At 72.1% G+C, this 17,918-nt stretch carries 18 protein-coding genes; 12 read left to right on the top strand and 6 right to left on the bottom strand.

The annotated features are described in order from the left end of the window. The first annotated feature begins 7 nt into the window (after positions 1–7). The 9 genes from ACBI99_RS15425 to ACBI99_RS15385 all read left to right on the top strand — a co-directional run bounded on the left by ACBI99_RS15425 (position 8) and on the right by ACBI99_RS15385 (position 9,177). The gene (locus tag ACBI99_RS15425; protein WP_375072688.1) at positions 8–1,210 is read left to right on the top strand and encodes a methyltransferase domain-containing protein; all 1,203 of its coding nucleotides are present in this window, start codon (positions 8–10) and stop codon (positions 1,208–1,210) included. Continuing rightward, positions 1,207–1,986, top strand: a complete 780-nt coding sequence (locus ACBI99_RS15420) for a glucose-1-phosphate cytidylyltransferase (RefSeq protein WP_219504570.1) — start codon at positions 1,207–1,209, stop codon at positions 1,984–1,986. Before ACBI99_RS15425 ends, ACBI99_RS15420 begins: the two co-directional genes overlap by 4 nt. Then, positions 1,983–2,633, top strand: a complete 651-nt coding sequence (locus ACBI99_RS15415) for a PIG-L family deacetylase (RefSeq protein ID WP_357584645.1) — start codon at positions 1,983–1,985, stop codon at positions 2,631–2,633. The genes ACBI99_RS15420 and ACBI99_RS15415 overlap by 4 nt, the downstream gene beginning before the upstream one ends. 5 nt (positions 2,634–2,638) lie before the next feature. Next, the gene (locus tag ACBI99_RS15410; protein WP_219504574.1) at positions 2,639–3,658 is read left to right on the top strand and encodes an NAD(P)-dependent oxidoreductase; all 1,020 of its coding nucleotides are present in this window, start codon (positions 2,639–2,641) and stop codon (positions 3,656–3,658) included. Continuing rightward, entirely contained in the window at positions 3,655–4,926 is a 1,272-nt protein-coding gene (locus ACBI99_RS15405; protein ID WP_219504576.1) for a DUF4910 domain-containing protein, read from the top strand. Before ACBI99_RS15410 ends, ACBI99_RS15405 begins: the two co-directional genes overlap by 4 nt. After that, complete coding sequence (locus ACBI99_RS15400) at positions 4,923–5,879, top strand: hypothetical protein (RefSeq protein WP_375072561.1); 957 nt, start codon at positions 4,923–4,925, stop codon at positions 5,877–5,879. Before ACBI99_RS15405 ends, ACBI99_RS15400 begins: the two co-directional genes overlap by 4 nt. Further along, positions 5,876–7,324 (top strand): oligosaccharide flippase family protein, encoded by a 1,449-nt coding sequence (locus ACBI99_RS15395; protein WP_308125726.1) that lies wholly within the window; start codon positions 5,876–5,878, stop codon positions 7,322–7,324. Before ACBI99_RS15400 ends, ACBI99_RS15395 begins: the two co-directional genes overlap by 4 nt. Positions 7,325–7,346: 22 nt before the next feature. Beyond that, positions 7,347–8,186: a glycosyltransferase family 2 protein gene (locus ACBI99_RS15390; RefSeq protein WP_375072687.1), complete on the top strand. Its 840-nt coding sequence runs from the start codon at positions 7,347–7,349 to the stop codon at positions 8,184–8,186. Positions 8,187–8,310: 124 nt separating this feature from the next. Beyond that, positions 8,311–9,177, top strand: coding sequence for a hypothetical protein (locus tag ACBI99_RS15385; RefSeq protein WP_375072560.1), 867 nt, complete (start codon positions 8,311–8,313; stop codon positions 9,175–9,177). Here ACBI99_RS15385 and ACBI99_RS15380 read toward each other — a convergent pair. Both ACBI99_RS15380 and ACBI99_RS15375 read right to left on the bottom strand, forming a co-directional pair. After that, positions 9,156–10,028 carry a DUF6492 family protein gene (locus ACBI99_RS15380; RefSeq protein WP_219504584.1) on the bottom strand — a complete coding sequence of 291 codons (873 nt, stop codon included), beginning with the start codon at positions 10,026–10,028 and terminating at the stop codon, positions 9,156–9,158. The genes ACBI99_RS15385 and ACBI99_RS15380 overlap by 22 nt on opposite strands. Further along, positions 10,025–10,909: a DUF6492 family protein gene (locus ACBI99_RS15375; RefSeq protein ID WP_219504586.1), complete on the bottom strand. Its 885-nt coding sequence runs from the start codon at positions 10,907–10,909 to the stop codon at positions 10,025–10,027. The genes ACBI99_RS15380 and ACBI99_RS15375 overlap by 4 nt, the downstream gene beginning before the upstream one ends. A 145-nt stretch (positions 10,910–11,054) precedes the next feature. On the opposite strand from ACBI99_RS15375, the gene ACBI99_RS15370 reads away from it, so the two are divergent. Both ACBI99_RS15370 and ACBI99_RS15365 read left to right on the top strand, forming a co-directional pair. Next, the gene (locus ACBI99_RS15370; protein WP_219504588.1) at positions 11,055–11,765 is read left to right on the top strand and encodes a hypothetical protein; all 711 of its coding nucleotides are present in this window, start codon (positions 11,055–11,057) and stop codon (positions 11,763–11,765) included. A 3-nt stretch (positions 11,766–11,768) separates the two neighbouring features. Then, a complete protein-coding gene (locus tag ACBI99_RS15365; protein ID WP_364167809.1) occupies positions 11,769–13,136 on the top strand; it encodes an O-antigen ligase family protein in 1,368 nt (455 codons plus the stop codon). Here ACBI99_RS15365 and ACBI99_RS15360 read toward each other — a convergent pair. Then, entirely contained in the window at positions 13,085–13,990 is a 906-nt protein-coding gene (locus tag ACBI99_RS15360; protein ID WP_375072559.1) for a hypothetical protein, read from the bottom strand. The genes ACBI99_RS15365 and ACBI99_RS15360 overlap by 52 nt on opposite strands. A gap of 12 nt (positions 13,991–14,002) precedes the next feature. Next, a complete protein-coding gene (locus tag ACBI99_RS15355; RefSeq protein ID WP_219504591.1) occupies positions 14,003–14,551 on the bottom strand; it encodes a dTDP-4-dehydrorhamnose 3,5-epimerase family protein in 549 nt (182 codons plus the stop codon). A gap of 26 nt (positions 14,552–14,577) precedes the next feature. On the opposite strand from ACBI99_RS15355, the gene ACBI99_RS15350 reads away from it, so the two are divergent. Then, positions 14,578–15,423: a glycosyltransferase gene (locus ACBI99_RS15350; RefSeq protein WP_375072558.1), complete on the top strand. Its 846-nt coding sequence runs from the start codon at positions 14,578–14,580 to the stop codon at positions 15,421–15,423. On the opposite strand, the gene ACBI99_RS15345 is transcribed toward ACBI99_RS15350, so the two are convergent. Beyond that, positions 15,396–16,580, bottom strand: coding sequence for a glycosyltransferase family 4 protein (locus ACBI99_RS15345; RefSeq protein ID WP_375072557.1), 1,185 nt, complete (start codon positions 16,578–16,580; stop codon positions 15,396–15,398). The genes ACBI99_RS15350 and ACBI99_RS15345 overlap by 28 nt on opposite strands. Next, positions 16,570–17,877, bottom strand: coding sequence for a nucleotide sugar dehydrogenase (locus tag ACBI99_RS15340; RefSeq protein WP_375072556.1), 1,308 nt, complete (start codon positions 17,875–17,877; stop codon positions 16,570–16,572). Before ACBI99_RS15340 ends, ACBI99_RS15345 begins: the two co-directional genes overlap by 11 nt. Between the last annotated feature and the right edge of the window lie 41 nt (positions 17,878–17,918).

Raw genomic sequence — 17,918 nt, 5'->3', positions numbered from 1 at the left:
CGTGCGAATGATTGTTTGCCGGTTATGCGGATCGGGCGACCTCGCCTCGGTGGTCGACCTGGGCGCCACCCCGCCCTGCGAGCGGTTTCTGACCGCCGCCCAGCTCGACGAGCCTGAGACGACCTACCCGTTGCACCTGCGCGTGTGCACGGCGTGCTGGCTGGCGCAGATCCCGCCGCTGATCACGCCTGAGGATACTTTCACCGATTACGCGTACTTCTCGTCCTATTCGACGTCGTGGGTGGAGCACGCCCGCGCGTTCGTGGCCGGGCTGGAGCTGAAGCCGGACACGTTCGTGGTGGAGGTGGCCAGCAACGACGGCTACCTGCTGCGGCACGTCGTGGACCGGGGCGTGCGCTGCCTGGGCGTCGAGCCGTCGGTGAACGTGGGCGAGGCGGCCAGGAAGCGCGGGGTGCCGACGGTCACCGCGTTCCTGACGCCGGAGACGGCCAGGCAGGTCGTCGCCGAGCACGGCCCGGCCGACTACGTGGTGGCCAACAACGTCTACGCGCACATCCCCGACGTGATCGGGTTCACCCGGGGGCTGCGCACGCTGGTGGCGGACGACGGCTGGGTGTCGATCGAGGTGCAGCACCTGCTCACGCTCATCGAGGGCAACCAGTACGACACGATCTACCACGAGCACTTCCAGTACTACACGGTCGCCTCGGCGCAGCGGGCGCTGGCCTCCGGCGGGCTCACGCTGGTGGACGTGGAGCTGCTGCCGACGCACGGCGGCTCGATCCGGCTGTGGGCCAGGCCGTCGGGCGAGCCGTCGGCGCGGGTGGCCGACGTGCTGGCGCTGGAGAAGGCGGCCGGGCTGCACGAGATCTCCGGCTACATCGACTTCGCCGTGCGGGTCGCCAAGGTCCGGCGTGACCTGCTGGGCTTCCTGGTGGGCGCGGCCGAGGAGGGCCGGACCGTCGTCGGCTACGGCGCCCCGGGCAAGGGCAACACGCTGCTCAACCACTGCGGGGTGCGGCCGGACCTGCTCGCCTACACCGTGGACCGCAACCCGTACAAGCACGGCAGGTTCACGCCGGGGGCGCGCATTCCGGTGTTCGAGCCGGAGCGGATCGCCGCGGACCGGCCCGACTACGTGCTCGTGCTGCCCTGGAACCTGCGCGAGGAGCTGGCCGAGCAGCTCTCCTACGTCCACGAGTGGGGCGGCCGGCTGGTCTTCCCCATCCCTTCCCTGGAGGTCGTGTGAAGGTCGTCCTCTTCTGCGGCGGGTACGGCACGCGGATGCGCAGCGGCGCTCCCGGGGACGCGCCCAAGCCGATGCAGCTCGTCGGCCCCAGACCGCTGATCTGGCATGTGATGCGCTATTACGCGCACTTCGGGCACAAGGAGTTCGTGCTCTGCCTCGGCTACGGCGCCGACCAGATCAAGGACTTCTTCCTGCGGTACGAGGAGACCGCCTCCAACGACTTCGTGCTGCGCGGCGGCAGGGTGGAGCTGCTGGCCAGCGACATCTCCGACTGGACGATCTCGTTCGTGCACACCGGCATCGAGTCGTCGATCGGCGAGCGGCTGCGCCGGGTGCGCGAGCACCTGGACGGTGAGGAGGTGTTCCTGGCCAACTACGCCGACGTGCTCAGCGACGCGCCGCTGCCCGAGATGATCGACCGGTTCGCGGCCTCCGACGCGGGCGCCTCGCTCATGGTGGTGCCGCCGCCGGGCACCTTCCACTGCGTCGAGGTCGCCGAGGGCGGGCTCGTCGGCCAGATCACGGCTGTCACGGAGATGCCGCTCTGGGTGAACGGCGGCTACTTCGTGCTGCGCCAGGAGATCTTCGAGCACATCCCGGCGGGCGGCGACCTGCTCGTCGACGGCTGCCGGGAGCTGGCCAAGCGCGGCAGGCTGCTGGCCTACCCGTACCGCGGCTACTGGCGGCCGACCGACACCGTCAACCAGCGGCTGGAGCTGGACCGAGCCTACGCCAGGGGCGAGCGGCCGTGGGCCGTGTGGGAGCCCGCGGCATGATCGACCTCCTGCCCGGCAGCCTGCGCAGGGTCGCCGCCGTCGCCGCGCACTGCGACGACCTCGCGATCGGCGCCGGGGGCACGCTGCTGGCCATGTGCACGGCCCACCCGGGGATCAGGGTGGACGCGCTGATCCTGTCGGGCGGCGGCACCGAGCGGGAGCGGGAGGAGCGGGCCGCGCTGGCCGCCTTCTGCCCAGGCGCCGACCTGCGGGTCACCGTGGGCAAGCTGCCCGACGGCCGGCTGCCCGCGCACTGGGAGGAGGCCAAGCGCGCGGTGGAGGAGCTGCGCCTGCGCACGGTGCCGGACCTGATCCTGGCCCCCCAGCCCGGCGACGCCCACCAGGACCACCGGGGGCTGGCCGAGCTGGTGCCGACGGCCTTCCGCGACCATCTCACGCTCGGCTACGAGATCGTCAAATGGGACGGCGACCTCGGCCGGCCCAACGCCTACCAGCCGCTCGAACTGGCGCTCGCCGAGCGCAAGGTCGCGCTGCTGTGGGAGCACTACCCCTCCCAGCGCCGCCGCCACTGGTTCGACAGGGAGGCCTTCCTCGGACTCGCCCGGGTCCGCGGCATCGAATGCCACGCACGTTATGCCGAGGCCTTCTACGTGCGCAAACTCACTCTCGACCTCGCAGGAGGCTGATCGACATGCGCGTTCTGCTCACCGGGCACCAGGGCTACCTGGGCACCGTGATGGCGCCGGTGCTCACCAGAGCCGGGCACGAGGTGACCGGACTCGATTCCGGGCTGTTCGCCGACTGCGTCCTCGGCCCGGCCCCCGACGACCCGCCCGGCCACCGGGTGGACCTGCGCGACGTCACCGAGGCGCACCTCGACGGGATCGACGCGGTGATCCACCTGGGCGCCCTGTCGAACGACCCGCTCGGCGCGCTCGCGCCGGAGCTCACCTACGCCATCAACCACCACGCCTCCGTCCGCCTGGCCAGGCTGGCGCGCGAGGCGGGCGTGCGCCGCTTCCTGTACGCCTCCACGTGCTCGGTGTACGGCGCGTCCGGCGGCGACGAGCTGCTGGACGAGGACGCGCCGCTGCGCCCGGTCACCCCGTACGCCGAGTCGAAGGTGCGCGTGGAGGACGAGCTGGACGAGCTGGCCGACGCCGACTTCTCGCCCGTCTACCTGCGCAACGCCACCGCGTTCGGGTTCTCGCCGCGGCTGCGGGCCGACATCGTGCTCAACAACCTGGTCGGCCACGCCCATCTGACCGGGAAGGTGCTGGTGCTGTCGGACGGCACGCCGTGGCGGCCGCTGGTGCACGCCGCCGACATCGCCGACGCGTTCGCCGCCGTGCTGACCGCGCCGCGCGAGGCGGTGCACGGCCGGGCGTTCAACGTGGGCGGCGAGCAGAACAACCTGACCGTCGCCGAGATCGCCGAGCACGTGGTCGAGGCGGTGCCCGGCTCCGAGCTGGTCATCACCGGGGAGACGGGGGCCGACCCGCGCTCGTACCGGGTGGACTTCTCCCGCATCGAGGCCGCGCTGCCCGGCTACCACGCCCGCTGGACGGTCAAGGCGGGCGCGGTCGAGCTGGCCGACGCCTACCGCGACCACGGGCTGACCGCGCACGACTTCCGGCGCCGGTTCATCCGGCTGGCCCGGCTGGCCGACCGCCGCGAGGCCGGTACGGTCTCGCCGGAGCTCAGGACGTGACCGGGGAGGACATGCATGCCCTGGTGGAGCGGCTCTTCCCGGTGTGCCGCTCCATCACGGGCGACGGAGTGCGGCGCACGCTGGAGATCGTCGGCGAGCGGCTGCCGCTGACCGTCCACGAGGTGCCGACCGGGACCCAGGTGCTCGACTGGACGGTGCCCAGGGAGTGGAACATCCGCGACGCCTGGATCAAGGACCCCGAGGGGAACCGGGTCGTCGACTTCCGGCGCTCCAACCTGCACGTGGTGGGCTACAGCGTGCCCGTGTCGGCCACGATGACGCTCGACGAGCTGCGCCCGCACCTGCACACGCTGCCCGGCCAGCCGGACCTGGTGCCGTACCGGACCAGCTACTACGCCGAGACGTGGGGGTTCTGCCTGGCGCAGCGGGTGCTCGACGGCCTGGGGGAGGGGCCGTACGAGGTCGTGATCGACTCGACGCTGGCCGACGGCTCCCTCACCTACGCCGAGCACGTCGTGCCGGGGCGCAGCGCTGACGAGGTGCTCATCTCCTGCCACGTGTGCCATCCGTCGCTGGCCAACGACAACCTGGCCGGGATCGCGGTCGCCGCCGCGCTCGCCGCCCGGCTGGACCGGCCCCGGCTGACGTACCGGTTCCTGTTCGCGCCGGGCACGATCGGGGCCATCACCTGGCTGGCCCGCAACCGCGACCGCGTCGGCCGGATCGCGGCCGGGCTCACGCTCGCCTGCGCCGGCGACCGCGGCGCGCTCACGTACAAGCGGAGCAGACGCGGCGACACCCGCATCGACCGGGTGATGACGCACGTCCTGCGCGGCAGACCGCACACGGTCGTGGACTTCTCCCCGTACGGGTACGACGAGCGGCAGTTCTGCTCACCGGGCTTCGACCTGCCGGTCGGCAGCCTGACCAGGACCCCGTACGCCGGTTACCCGGAATATCACACCTCGGCCGACGACCCGGGCTTCGTCACCCCCGAAGCCCTGGCCGACACCCTGGAGACCCTCTGGCAGGCCGTACAGGTGCTGGAGCGCGACGGCCGCTACGAGAACCTGAGCCCCTACGGCGAGCCGCAACTCGGCAGGCGCGGGCTCTACGGCTCTCTCGGCGGCCGGAGTGACACGAAACAAGCCCAGCTGGCGATGTTATGGGTGTTGAACCAGTCAGACGGCGGCCACAGCCTGCTGGACGTCGCGGAAAGGTCGGGTTTGCCCTTCCAGGCGGTCGCCGAGGCGGCCGACGCGCTGGAAGGTGCCGGTTTGCTGAAGCGGGTGGGGGAAAGCGGATGAACCTCCGAGTGGGGGACCTCGTCGAGGTGCGCGGTCAGGCGGAGATCCTGGCCACGCTCGACGAGCGGGGCGAGCTGGAAAGCCTGCCGTTCATGCCGGAGATGCTGCGCTTCTGCGGGCAGCGGATGACGGTGCACAAGGTCGCGCACAAGCTGTGCGACACGATCAGCCGCAGCGGCATGCGGCGGATGGAGCGCGCCGTGCACCTCAAGGCGGCCCGCTGTGACGGCGGCGAGCACGGCGGCTGCCAGACCGCCTGCTCCCTCTACTGGAAGGAGGCGTGGCTGCGGAAGGTCGATCCGGACGAGCCGCAGCCGATCGCCGAGCCGTCGCCCGAGCTGCTGCCGCTGCTGCGGCTCAACACGCGCAAGGGCGGCGGCGCCTACTCCTGCCAGGCCACGGAGCTGCTGCGGGCGGCGCCCGCCTGCCTGCCGTTCCGCGACGCCGGCCAGTACGTCGCCGACGTGCGCAGCGGCAACGCCTCGGCCTCGCGGGTGGCGCGCACGTTCCTGGTCGGGCTGTTCAACCGCCTCCAGGAGGTCAGCAAGAAGGTGCTGCCGAGGCGGCTGTGGTTCCGGCGCGGGCTGCGGTGGGGGTTCGTCGAGGGCCGGGCCGGTGCCAGCACGCCGACGGCCAAGCTCGACCTCAGGCCGGGTGAGCTGGTCAGGATCAAGACGAAGGACCAGATCCTCGACACGCTCAACGGCGACCTGCTCAACCGGGGCCTGGGCTTCGAGGAGGAGATGGCCCGCTACTGCGGCAGGACCGCGCGGGTGCGGGCCAGGGTCGAGCGCTGCCTCGACGAGCGGACCGGGGAGATGCTGATCATGAAGACGCCCAGCATCATCCTCGACGACCTGGTGTGCGAGGGCGTCTACAACGCCAACTGTCCCCGCGAGTTCGTGCCGTTCTGGCGGGAGATCTGGCTGGAAAGGGTCGAGGACGGTACGTGAGCGACATCGGCGAGATCGGCCGCAAGGCAGGACGCGGGCTGCGCTGGAGCCTGCTGGGCAACGTGGTGATGAAGGCCGGCTCGTTCGGCATGAGCCTGGTGCTGGCGTGGTTGCTCCTGCCGACCGATTTCGGGGTGTTCGCGATCGCGCTCGCGGTCAGCCAGTTCGTCATCTTCATCAACGACGCCGGGGTCATCTCCGCCGTCGTGCAGTGGCGCGGCGAGCTGGAGGAGGTCGCGCCCACCGCCACGGTGGTCGCGCTCGCCTCCAGCGTCTCCCTGTACGCGCTCTTCTTCGTGATCGCGCCGTTCTACGCCCAGCTCGCCGGGAGCGAGGACGCCACCTGGGTGATCCGCATCCTCATGGCGACCAACCTCGTCTACGGGCTCACCGCCGTGCGCAGCGCCGCGCTGATGCGCCGGTTCGAGCAGGACAAGCTGGCCTGGGCCAACCTGGCCGGGTTCGCCGCCAACGCGTCGGTGTCGATCACGCTGGCCGCCAACGGGGCCGGCGCCTACAGCTTCGCCTGGGGGCAGCTCACCGGGGCCACGGTCACCGGCGTGTTGGTGCTCGTGCTGGCCCGGGTCCGCTTCACCGCCGGGTTCGACCGGGAGATCGCCAGGCGGCTGCTGAAGTTCGGGCTGCCGCTCTGCGTCGGGCTCGGCGTCGAGGGGCTGCTGCTCAACGTCGACATCGTCATCGTCGGCGACGTGCTGGGGCCGCACCAGCTCGGCCTCTATCTGCTCGCCTTCAACATCGCGAGCTGGGTGCCCGGGCTGATCGGCACCGCCGTCCGCTACGTGGCCCTGCCCAGCTTCTCGCGGCTGGCCGAGGAGGGGCGCGAGTCGATGGAGGCCGGGGTGCGGCAGGCCGTGCCGCTGCTGGGCGCGATCGTGCTGCCCATCGCGGTGCTCATGGGCACGCTCGCGCCCGCCCTGGTCGGGCTCCTGTACGAGCCGCGCTGGCTGCCCGCGGCCGGCGTGCTGCAGTTCCTGGCCGTGGTCATGGCCGTGCGGATGCTGACGCTGCTGATCACCGACATCCTGGCCGGGCTCGGCGCCACCCGGTCGATGATGTGGGTCAACCTGGGCTGGGCGCTCGCGCTGGTGCCCGCGCTGCTGGTCGGCGCCCGCGCGGGCGGCATCCAGGGCGCCGCCGTCGCGCACGCCGTCATCGCCGTCACGGTGGCGCTGCCGCTGCTCGGCATCACGCTGCGGCGCTCGCGGGTGCCGCTGCGCCTGGTCGTGTACGGGCTGGCCAGGCCGATGCTGGGCGCGGGCGTCGCGGCGGCCGTCATGGCCGGGCTGTCGCTGGTCGTCGAGGGGCCGTTCGCGCAGCTCTGCGTGGCCGGTGGCGCGGGCGTGCTGGCGTTCGCGCTGGTCGCCGTGCCGCGGGCCGTACTCATGCAACTGGTGCGTCAAAGGAGGGCACATGCCCGGCTCTGAGCTGGTCTCGATCGCGTTGCCGGTGCGCAACGGGGCGGACCGTCTGGAAGGCGTCGTCCGGTCGGTGCTGGCGCAGGACCACCCCGACGTGGAGCTGGTCATCTCCGACAACGCCTCCACCGACGGCACCGAGGAGCTCTGCCGCGACCTGGCGGCGGGCGACCCGCGGGTCGTCTACCACCGGCACCCGGAGAACGTCGGGCTGCTCAACAACTTCGTCCACGCCGCCCGGATCTCCCGGGGCGCGTTCGTGCGATGGATCGGCGACGACGACCGGCTCGACCCGGGCTGCGTCTCGCGCGGGCTGGCCGAGTTCGCCAAGGACGAGCGGACGATCCTGGTCACCACGCAGGTCGCCTACACCGGGCCCGACGGCGTCGTCAGGACCGCCGCGTACGACGGGACCGCGCTGGCCTCCGGCGACCCGGTGGAACGATTCACCGAGATGTTGCGGCTGCTCAACGAGAGCCACCTGCTCATCGACCCGCTCTACGGCATGCTCAGGCGCGGGCCGGCGACCGGCATCCCGCGGCGCAACATGCTGCGCGAGGACGAGGTGTTCGCCGCCAAGCTGGCGCTGGCCGGGCCGTGGGCGCACGTCAACGAGGTGCTGGCGCACCGCAACTGGCGGCAGGAGCGCATCTCCGGCGTGGCGCGGCGGCTGGACGTGCCGTCGTGGCAGTCGCGGCTGGCCAACACCCTCCAGTGCCGCGAGCTGCTGGCGTGGGTGCGCGGCTGCGACCTCACCGCCGACCAGCGCCGGCGGGCCCGCGCGGCGGTGCTCAAGATGTACGTGAGACGGCAGCGGCGCACTGTGGCGCACCGGAGCCGGAAGCTGCTGGCCATGGCCCGGTTGGTGTAACGCGGCAGATGAACAGCGCGATTTCCTGTTTGTATCGAAAAATCTGACGGGGGCGGAAATAGTGGGCTTCTGGACGACCATCTTTGGTCTGGCCCGGAAGAAGTTCGTTGGACCGCCCATCGCGGTGGCGGCGATCATCCTGGCACTGGCCGGGTACTTCCTCATGCCGAGCAGGTACGTCTCGACCGCGTCCATGGTGCTCACCGTGCCCGCCACCGGCGGCACGCTGGAGACCGAACGGCGCGAGAAGCCGAGCCTGACCAACCCGTTGCTGCACTTCAACGACGCGCTGCGGACCACGGCCGGCATCCTCATCCTGGCCACCAACACGCCCGAGGTGGCCGCCGAGATCGGCGTCACCGAGGACGGGCCGACCTCGGTCACCGTCAACGACGGGCGCACCAACCCCGACCTGCTCGGCATCAGCACCAACGGCCCGTTCGTGTACGTCGAGGTGGAGTCCACCTCGCCGCAGGTCGTCCGCGACGTGATGCGCAAGGCCCAGCAGCGGGTCCGGCTGGAGCTGGCCAAACGCCAGGTGGACCTCGAAGCGCCGGTCAGCACGCACATCGGCATCCTCGACGTGATGCCCGCCTCCAGCCCCAGGGCCGTGGTCTCCGACCGGCTCATGGCGGCGGCGGGCGGCGGCCTGCTGGGCGTGCTGGCCGGGTTCGCGGTCGCCTACGCGATCCCGCGCCTGCGCCCGGCCGCCCGCCGCGAGCCCCTGCCCGCCCCCGAGCCCGAGGCCGCCCCGGCACCCGCGCCGGAGCCGGCTCCCGAACCTACGCCGGAGCCCGCTCCCCAGCCCCGGCCCGCCCCGGTTCCGGCCGAGGACGTCAAGGGGACCGTCGAGTTCCGGGTGCGCAACGGGACGCACGCCCCCGCCGCGCCGGTGTTCCCGATGACCGTGGCGGAGCTGGGGTCGGACGACGACACGGGCCCGATCGAGGTCGTCGTGCCCCGCGACGATCAGCTCGACTCCACCACCTGAGCGCACCGCCGGATCGCCGCCAGCCGTGACTCCATCGGCGTGTGCGACTTGGCGGAGATCATCATGCCGACCGCCTGCGGCCCGAGCCGGTCGGCGAACGCCACGGCGGTGGCCTCGTCCCACGGCTCGTGGTTGTAGCTCAGGTGACAGATCGAGGTGTTGACCGGCGGCGACGCCTTCAGCACCTCGTCCACGAACACCCCGTACAGGATGAACTCCGAGATGTGCAGCTGCGAGTTGAACGCGTCGATCCAGTCGCGCCCGGTGACCTCGGAGATGCGCCGCTGCATGGCCCGCACGATCACCGGGTCCCAGTACGTCAGCGCGGTCACGTAGTCGGGCAGCGGAGGCGGCGGCGCGGGCGGCAGGCCGAGCAGCTTGCGCGCCACCTGGTGCCACAGCACGTGCCGCTCCATCCCGGCGGTGACGCCGTTCTCCAGCCGGTACAGGCACAGCCGCCCGTCCACGCTGAACGACTCGACGCCGGCCGGCCGTACCAGGACCGCGTCGGAGTCGACGATGAGCAGCGCGTCGGCGTCGATCAGCCCGGCGGCGGCGATCTTGACGGTCTGCTGCATGACCCAGCCGCGCAGCGGCGGCCACGGCCGCCGGCAGTTGACGTACAGGTCGGTCGCCGGGACCCGCACGTAGCGGCGGGGCAGCAGCTCCGAGCGCACCCACACGTGGCAGCGCGGTCCCTGGAAGCGCGCGAACGCCTCCCGGTCGCCGGGCGGCACGAAGACGTGGTGGATGGTGTCGTCGGAGGTGTGTTCCAGAACGGATCGGTGCAACAGGGCGAACAGCTCGGCGTCGGGGGCGTAGGACGGGGTGATGACCGCCAGCTTGCTCAAGGATGGCTCCCATCGGGTCCGGTGACCTGGGCGCACCGCTGGATGGCCGCGAGCCGGGCCGCCATCGGCGTGCGCGACTTGGCGGAGATCATCATGCCGATCGCGCGGGGGTCCAGCAGGTCGGCGAAGGCGACGGCCCCGGCCGGGTCCAGCGGGGTGCGTTCCCATCGGTTGTGGCAGATCATGGTGTCGACCGGCGGCGACGCCTTCAGCACCTCGTCGACGAACACGCCGTACACGATGAACTCCGACACCTGGAGGTGGGAGGTGAAGGCGGCCAGCCAGTCGCGCCCGGTGGCCTCGGCGACGCGCTCCTGCATGGCCCGCGCGACGGCCGGCTCCCAGATCGCCAGCGAGCTGATGTAGTCGGGCTGCGGCAGCGTGAAGCCGGAGGGCAGCCCGAGCAGCGCGCGGGCGGCCCGGTGCCAGACGACGTGGTCGGCCATGCCGTCGTGCACGCCGTCGTCGGCGCGGAAGAACGTCACCCGGCCGTCGCGGACGAAGTGCTCGGGCAGCGCCCGCCGGACGAGGACCACGTCGGAGTCGGCGACCAGCACGACGCGCGCGTCCAGCAGCGCCGTGACGGCGATCTTGACGGCCTGCTGCACCACCCAGCCGCGCAGCGGCGGCCACGGCCGCCGCGCGTTCACCCACAGGTTCGTGCCCGGCACGTGCACGACGTGCCGGGGAAGGATCTCCGGGTACGTCCACAGCCGGCAGCGCGGACCCGCGTAGCGGGCGAACAGCGACCGGTCGGCCGGCGGCACGATCACGTGGTGCACCGTGTCGTCCGAGGTGTGCTCCAGGACCGAGCGGTGCAGGTGGGCGAAGAGCTCGGCGTCGGGGCCATAGGTGGGCGTGACGACGGCCAGTTCGCTCATGAAGGTTGATCTCCAGTCCCCCGGCGCGGGTGAAAACGCCCTGTAAGCCATATCGGGCTGCGGATGGCGGCGTTACAGCCCGCCGTGTAACGCTCCACCCCGGTTCGCGCGACATGCATGAGGCGAGACTCGCAGGGGAGGGCGCGTGGATTTCTGGGGGACCATCCTCGTCCTGTTGCGGCGGTGGTTCGTCGCCTTACCGGCGTTCGCGCTGGCTGTGGGCGGGGCGTTCTACGCGTACTCGACGGTCCCGACCACCTACACGACGACGGCGGTGCTGGTGCTGACCGCGCCGACCAGCGGCGGCGTGCTCCCGCCGCACCCCGACCAGCCGATTCCCCGGGTGAACCCGCTGCTCAACTTCGACCACGGGCTCAGCGTCGCCGCCTCGATGCTGATCAGCGCGATGAGCACGCCCGACATGGTCGCCGAGATGGGCACGGCGGAGGGCGACACCAAGTACGCGGTCACGAACGGCACCAACAACCTGGAGTCGCTGGCCACCGGGCCGCTGGTGTTCGTCGAGGGGGAGAGCCTCACGCCGGAGGCGGCGACCGCGATCACGCTGAAGGTGCTGGACCGGACCAGACGCGAGCTGGACAAGCGCCAGCGCCAGGTGCAGGCGCCCGAGGAGACGTACATCACGACGAGCGAGGCGGTGCCGCCGACCACGCCGGTGCCGCAGCAGGGCAGGAAGCTCCGCTCGGCCGCGGCGGCGCTCGGGCTGGGCCTGATCGCCGCCCTGTGCGCGTCGTTCGCGGCGGAGAGCGTCTCCGGCCGCCTGCGACGGCGACGGCCCGCGCCGGAGGCCGCCGGCGAGGCACGGGAGCCGGCCACGGCCGGCAAGGGAGCCTGAAGCGTGGCCACCGGCTCCGTCGCGGGCATCGGCCCGCTGGGCGCGCGGTCGCCGCTCGCCGGGAGGGCCGACGGGGCGACCGTGGCGGCGGTCTTCGCCCTGGCGCTGCTCGTCGTGCCCGCGCGGCTCGTGCTCAAGTACCTGCCGCTGTCGCTGACCCCGGCCAACGTCGTCAGCCTGGCGGCGGCGCTGCTCTGGCTGTGCGCGCAGTTCACGCTCACGCTCGGCGTCGCCAAGGGCCGCAACCCGGTGCGCACCGCGCTGTTCGCCTACTTCACCGCCATGCTGGCCACCTACGGGTTCTCGACCTGGGGCTACATGGACTCCGACGAGCTCAACCTGACCGACCACGCGTTCGTGCTGGCGATCGCGTCCGTCGGCATCGGGCTGACCATGTGCGACGGCGTACGCGGGTTCCGGCGGCTGGACTTCGTCATCAAGACGCTGGTCGTCGGCGGCGCGATCATCTCGGTGATCGGGGCCTTCCAGTTCGTCCTGCACTGGGACCTGACCCGGTTCCTGGAGCTGCCGATCCTGCGCTACACCTCGGAGGGCGACTCGTTCGTGCTGGAACGGGCCGACCTGCGCCGGGTGGCCGCGACCACCGGCCACCCGATCGAGTTCGGCGTGACGACGGCGATGCTGCTCCCGCTGGCCGTGCACCTGGCGACCAAGGCGCGGATGCGGGCCGAGCCGTCGCTGCGCTGGTGGGCGTGCGCGCTGCTGATCGGGCTGGGGCTGATGTTCTCGGTGTCGCGCTCGGCCATGCTCAGCCTGGGGGCCGTCGGGCTGGTGCTGTTCCTCGGCTGGCAGGCGCGGCGGCGCCTGGAGGCTGCGGCGGTGGCCGGCGGGTTCCTCGTCGTCATCTGGGTCACCGTGCCGGAGCTGCTCGGCGCCATCTTCGGGCTGTTCTCCAACCTGTCCAACGACGAGAGCATCCAGTACCGGACGCACGACTACGCGGTGGCCGCCCAGGAGATCGGCAGGCACTTCTGGCTGGGCCGCGGCCTCGGCACCTGGTACGCGCCCAAGCACCAGATCTTCGACAACCAGTACATCCTGTCGATGGTGGAGACCGGGCTGGTCGGCACGCTCGCGTTCGCCGCGCTGTTCGTGGTGGCGTTCTGCACCGCGCTGCGGGCTCGCCACCTGAGCGCCGACCCCGGCACCCGGGATCTCGGGCTGACCGTCGCCGCCTGCCTGGTGGTGCCGCTCGTCGGGTCGTTCACCTTCGACCTGCTGTCGTTCGCCACCGTCACCGGGCTGTCGTTCGTGCTGGTCGGGGCCGCCGGGGCGTTGCTGCGCGCGGTCAAGGAGGATCAGCTCGCGCCCTCGCAGCGCAGCGGGCCGACGATCGAGGTGACCCGATAATCGGCGTCGATGGTGACCAGCTCGTTGCCCGCCCACTCGGTCCGGCCGCACTCGGAGTCGACGGGCCCGTACACCCACGACTTGTCGACGAGCTTGTTGCCGCGCACCACCTGCTTGCCGCCCGCGTTGCGCACCTGGATGCTGAACGTGCCGCCCATCACCAGGTTGTCGGTGACGACGACGTCGCGCGACTTCTCGTCCACCAGGAAGATCGGCGCGGTGATGTCCTTGGCCGCGCGCTGGTCGACGGTGTTGTGGTGGAAGAGCAGCCCGGTGCCGCCCACGTACGCCTGGATGCCGTCGGAGTGGTCGCCGGGGTTGGAGCAGAGCTTCACGAACGAGTCGCTGATGCGCACGTCGTCGCCGGAGACGCGGAAGCCGTCGCTGTGGCCCTGGACGAGCACCCGGCTGGCCGTGTACTTGTCCTGGCCGATCGCGGGCAGCGGGCCGCACGTCTTCGTGGTGCCGACCGTGGTGTCGGAGATGGAGAAGCGGAAGGTCTTGGCCCCGTCGGCGTTGGTGACGTGGCCGTCGATAACGCTGTTGCGGACCGTCACATCGTCGGCGTGGATCACCAGCGGGCCGGGGACGTGCACGCCGTCGAGCACGGCTCCGGGCGTCTTGACGCGGTAGGCGACGCCGTCGAGGTTGGGCGCGACCGGCGTCAGCTTGACCGCCTTGGGCGCGCCGGTGCAGGCCGGGGTGGGGTGGTTGGGGCAGGAGCTGCCGTCGGGCCGGACGATGCCCGGCGACGGGGTGGGGGCGGCCACCGGCGGGTCCGACGGCCGCACGGCCGGGGTGGCCTGGCACGCCGCCAGCACGAGCACCGCAACAGCCGCGAACAGCACGCGCATCGCCGTCACCTCTCAGCCGCCGAGCCGGCGCAGCAGCTCGGCCCACGAGCCCGCGCTCAGGTCGCGCCCGCTGACCTCGGTGGGCGGCAGGGGCCACGCTACCTTCAGATCCGGGTCGTCGTAGCGGACCGCGAGATCCTCGGCCGGATCGTGCTCGCGGTCGATGCGGTAGCAGGTGTCGGCCTGCTCGGTCAGCGCCTGAAAGCCGTGCAGCAGCCCCGGAGGCACGTACAGGGTGACGAACTCCTCGTCGTCCAGCCGTACCGCCATCTGCCGCCCGAACGTCGGCGAGCCCGGCCTGGCGTCCACCAGCACGTCGTGGATCGCGCCCCGGGCGCAGCGCACCAGCTTGGCCTCGCCGCTCCCGGCCCGGCCGTGCAGGCCCCGGATCACGCCCCGGCGCGACCTGGACTGGCTGTCCTGGATGAACGCCTCCGGCCTCAGCCCCGCCCCGGCGGCCACGGCCGCGTCGAACGTCCGGGTGAACAGGCCGCGCCCGTCCCGGTGCGGCGCGGGCTTGAACAGCAGCACGCCCTCGATCTCGCCCCGATCCACTCGCATGTGTCGTCCTTACTCAAGGCGGTCTGATGAAGCCGACGGTCAGTGTCGTCGTCCCGGCGCACAACGAGGAGGCGGTCATCGCCGCCGGCCTCGACACGCTGCTGGCCGGCGCCGAACCCGGCGAGTTCGACGTGGTCGTGGTGGCCAACGGCTGCTCCGACGGCACCGCGCGGGCCGCCGCCCGGCCGGGGGTGCGGGTGCTGGAGACGGCGACGCCGGGCAAGGCGCACGCGTTGCGCCTGGGGGACGCCGCCTGCCGCACGTTCCCGCGCGTCTACCTGGACGCCGACGTGCGGCTCGACGCCGGGTCCCTGCGCGCCCTGGTCGCGGCGGCCGGCTCGCCGGGCGTGCTGGCGTGCGCGCCGCAGGTCTCGTGGGACCTGACCGGCGTCGGCCTGCTGGTCCGCCGGGTGCTCGCCGTGCACGAGGCGCTGATCCGGCCGGGCCGCGCGCTGGCCGGTGTGGGCGTGTACGCGCTCACCGCCGAAGGGCACAGCCGGGTCTTCCCGCTGCCGGACGTGATCTCCGACGACGGCTACGTGGACAGCTTCTTCACCGGGGACGAGCGGGTCGTGGTCACCGGGGCCCGCTCGGTCGTCCGCCCGGCCCGCACGGTCCGCGCCCACCTGGCCAGGCGGGTCCGGGTCCGGCAGGGCAACCGGCAGCTCGCCGCGCTGGGCCGCCCCCTGCGCCCGCTGGAGGCGGGCAGCCTGCGCCGCGTGATCCGCTCCGGGGCCGCCGGCCCGCTGAACGTCGCCTGCTACCTCGCCGTCCTGGCCGTCGACCGCCTCCTCACCCGGCTGCGCGGCGACCGGCAGGACTGGGGCACGGACGCGAGCAGCCGTCACAACGAACCGACGGCCGCGTCGTAGGCCCGGAGCAGCGCCGCCTTCGAGTGCTCCCACGACAGCGGCCCCGCCACCCGCTGCCTGCCGATCTCGCCCATCCGCTCCCGCTCGGCCGGGTCGTCCAGCAGCCGGGCGATCAGCTTGGCGAACTCCGACTCGTCGTTGGCCGGTGCGTACACGGCCGCCTCGCCCGCCGACACCCGCGCCTCGCGCAGCTCGAAGGAGACGATCGGCCGGGCCATCGCCATGTACTCCATGACCTTGTTCATCGTGGAGACGTCGTTGAGCGGGTTGAGCGGGTCCGGTGACAGACACACGTCGGCCGTGGACAGGTAGCGCATCAGGTCCTCGTCCGGGATGCGGCCGGTGAACTCCACCTGCTCGCCCAGCCCCAGCTCGCGGGAGAGCGCCACCATCGCGTCGAAGGTGTCGCCCCCGCCCACGAACACCGCGTGCCAGTCGTCGCGCCCGTGCTCGTCGCGCAGTCTGGCCAGGCTGCGCAGCGCGTAGTCGACGCCGTCCTGCGGCCCCATGACGCCCAGGTAGCACAGCAGGTACGGCTTGCCGCGCCGGGCCGACGGGTCGGGCGGCACCTGGTGGAAGCGCTCGACGACCGGGGCGCTGCGCACCACGAACACCTCGCCGGGCTTCTTGCCGCCGCGCGTCATCGCGACCTGCCGGTAGCTCTCGTTGGTGGCGATCACCACGTGCGCCGCCCGGTAGGTGCGCCGCTCCAGCCAGCACACGGCCCGGTAGAGCTGGTCGCGCCCGCGCCCGAACCGCGACAGGTACAGCTCGGGCACCAGGTCGTGCTGGTCGAACACGAACCGCGTGCCCTTGCCCCGCATGGCCAGCGCGACCAGGAAGAACAGGTCGGGCGGGTTGCAGCCGTGGACCACGTCGAAGCGGCCGAGCTGCCGGGCGATGCGGAAGGTGTGCCACAGCGCCGAGCCGTACTCCCGCAGGTAGCCGGCGGGCCCGCCGGTGGCGGCGCGCAGCGGGTAGCGGTGGATGTGGACGCCGTCGATCACGGCCTCGGGCTCGGTGTCCTGCTTGGCGCCCTGCGGGCAGATGACGTGCACCTCCCAGCCGGCCTCGCGCAGGGCGGTGCACTCCTGCCACACGCGGCGGTCGAGGGGCACGGACAGGTTCTCGACGAGGATGAGCGCTCTACCAGCCAATGCCCGCGTAGTCCCTTCTGTGGCGGTGCGCCGCGGCGCCCGGCATCCGCACGAGGTCGACGATCGCCTTGCCGTCGGCCCGTTCCATCGCCTCCAGCACGGCGGGGTCGGTGGAGCCGACCACGCACACCTCCGCGTGCGCCAGGACGTCCTCCACCGAGTCGCCGAGCAGGTCACCCAGGTGCGGCAGCCGTTCGGCGATGTAGGCGCGGTTGGCGCCCATGAGCCGCGACAGCGACACGTTGGCGTCGTAGATGCGCAGGTCGTAGCCCTTGCCCAGGAGCCGTTCCGCCAGCTCGACCAGGGGGCTCTCGCGCAGGTCGTCGGTGCCGGGCTTGAACGACAGCCCGAACAGCCCGATCTTCCGCCTGCCGGGCGCGGTCACCAGGTCGAAGGCCCGCTGGAGGTGCGCGTCGTTGGCGGGCAGCACGTGCGACAGCAGCGGCACGGCCACGTCGGCCTTCCTGGCGGCGTAGACGAGGCCGCGCAGGTCCTTCGGCAGGCACGAGCCGCCGAAGGCGAACCCCGGCCGCAGGTAGGCGGGGCTGACGTTGAGCTTGCGGTCCGCCAGGAACACGTCCATGACCTGGTGCGAGTCGAGCCCCAGGGCCTGGCAGACCGCGCCTAACTCGTTGGCGAACCCGATCTTCACCGCATGAAACGCGTTATCCGCATATTTCGTCATCTCGGCGATCGGGATCGGCACCCTGAACACCTCGCCCGGCAGCCCCTCGTACAGCGCGGCCACCACGTCCCCGGCCGCCGGGTCGGACTCGCCGATGACGGTCTTGGGCGGTGCGAAGAAGTCGCGCACGCTGCTGCCCTCGCGCAGGAACTCCGGGTTGACCGCCACGCCGAAGTCCACCCCGGCCCGCATCCCGGAGGCCAGCTCCAGGATCGGCACCAGCAGGTCCGCGCAGGTGCCCGGCAGCATCGTGGAGCGGAACACCACCACGTGCCGCTGCCGCAGCGCCCGCCCGATCTGCTCGGCGACCCGCTCCAGGAACGTCGTGGACAGGCTCCCGTTCGGCGCGGACGGGGTGCCGACGCACACCAGCGACACGTCGCCGGCCCCCACCGCCTCGGCCGCGTCGGTGGTGGCCCGCAGGTTGCCGTCCGCCACGGCCTTCGCCACCAGCTCGCCGATCCGCTCCTCCACGATGGGGGCGCGGCCGTCGTTGATGAGGTCCACCTTGACCGGGTTGACGTCGACGCCGACGACCTCGTGGCCCATCGAGGCCAGGCAGGCCGCCGAGACGCACCCCACGTAGCCGAGCCCGAAGACGCTGATCCGCATAGCTGCCCTCCGCCGATTGGACCGTGGAGGGCAGCGATCAT

Source organism: Nonomuraea sp. ATR24 (assembly GCF_041950485.1).
In the GTDB taxonomy this organism is placed as follows: domain Bacteria; phylum Actinomycetota; class Actinomycetes; order Streptosporangiales; family Streptosporangiaceae; genus Nonomuraea; species Nonomuraea ceibae.
Note: the sequence above shows the minus strand (reverse complement) of the source record. Positions and strands in the feature narration are given on the sequence as shown.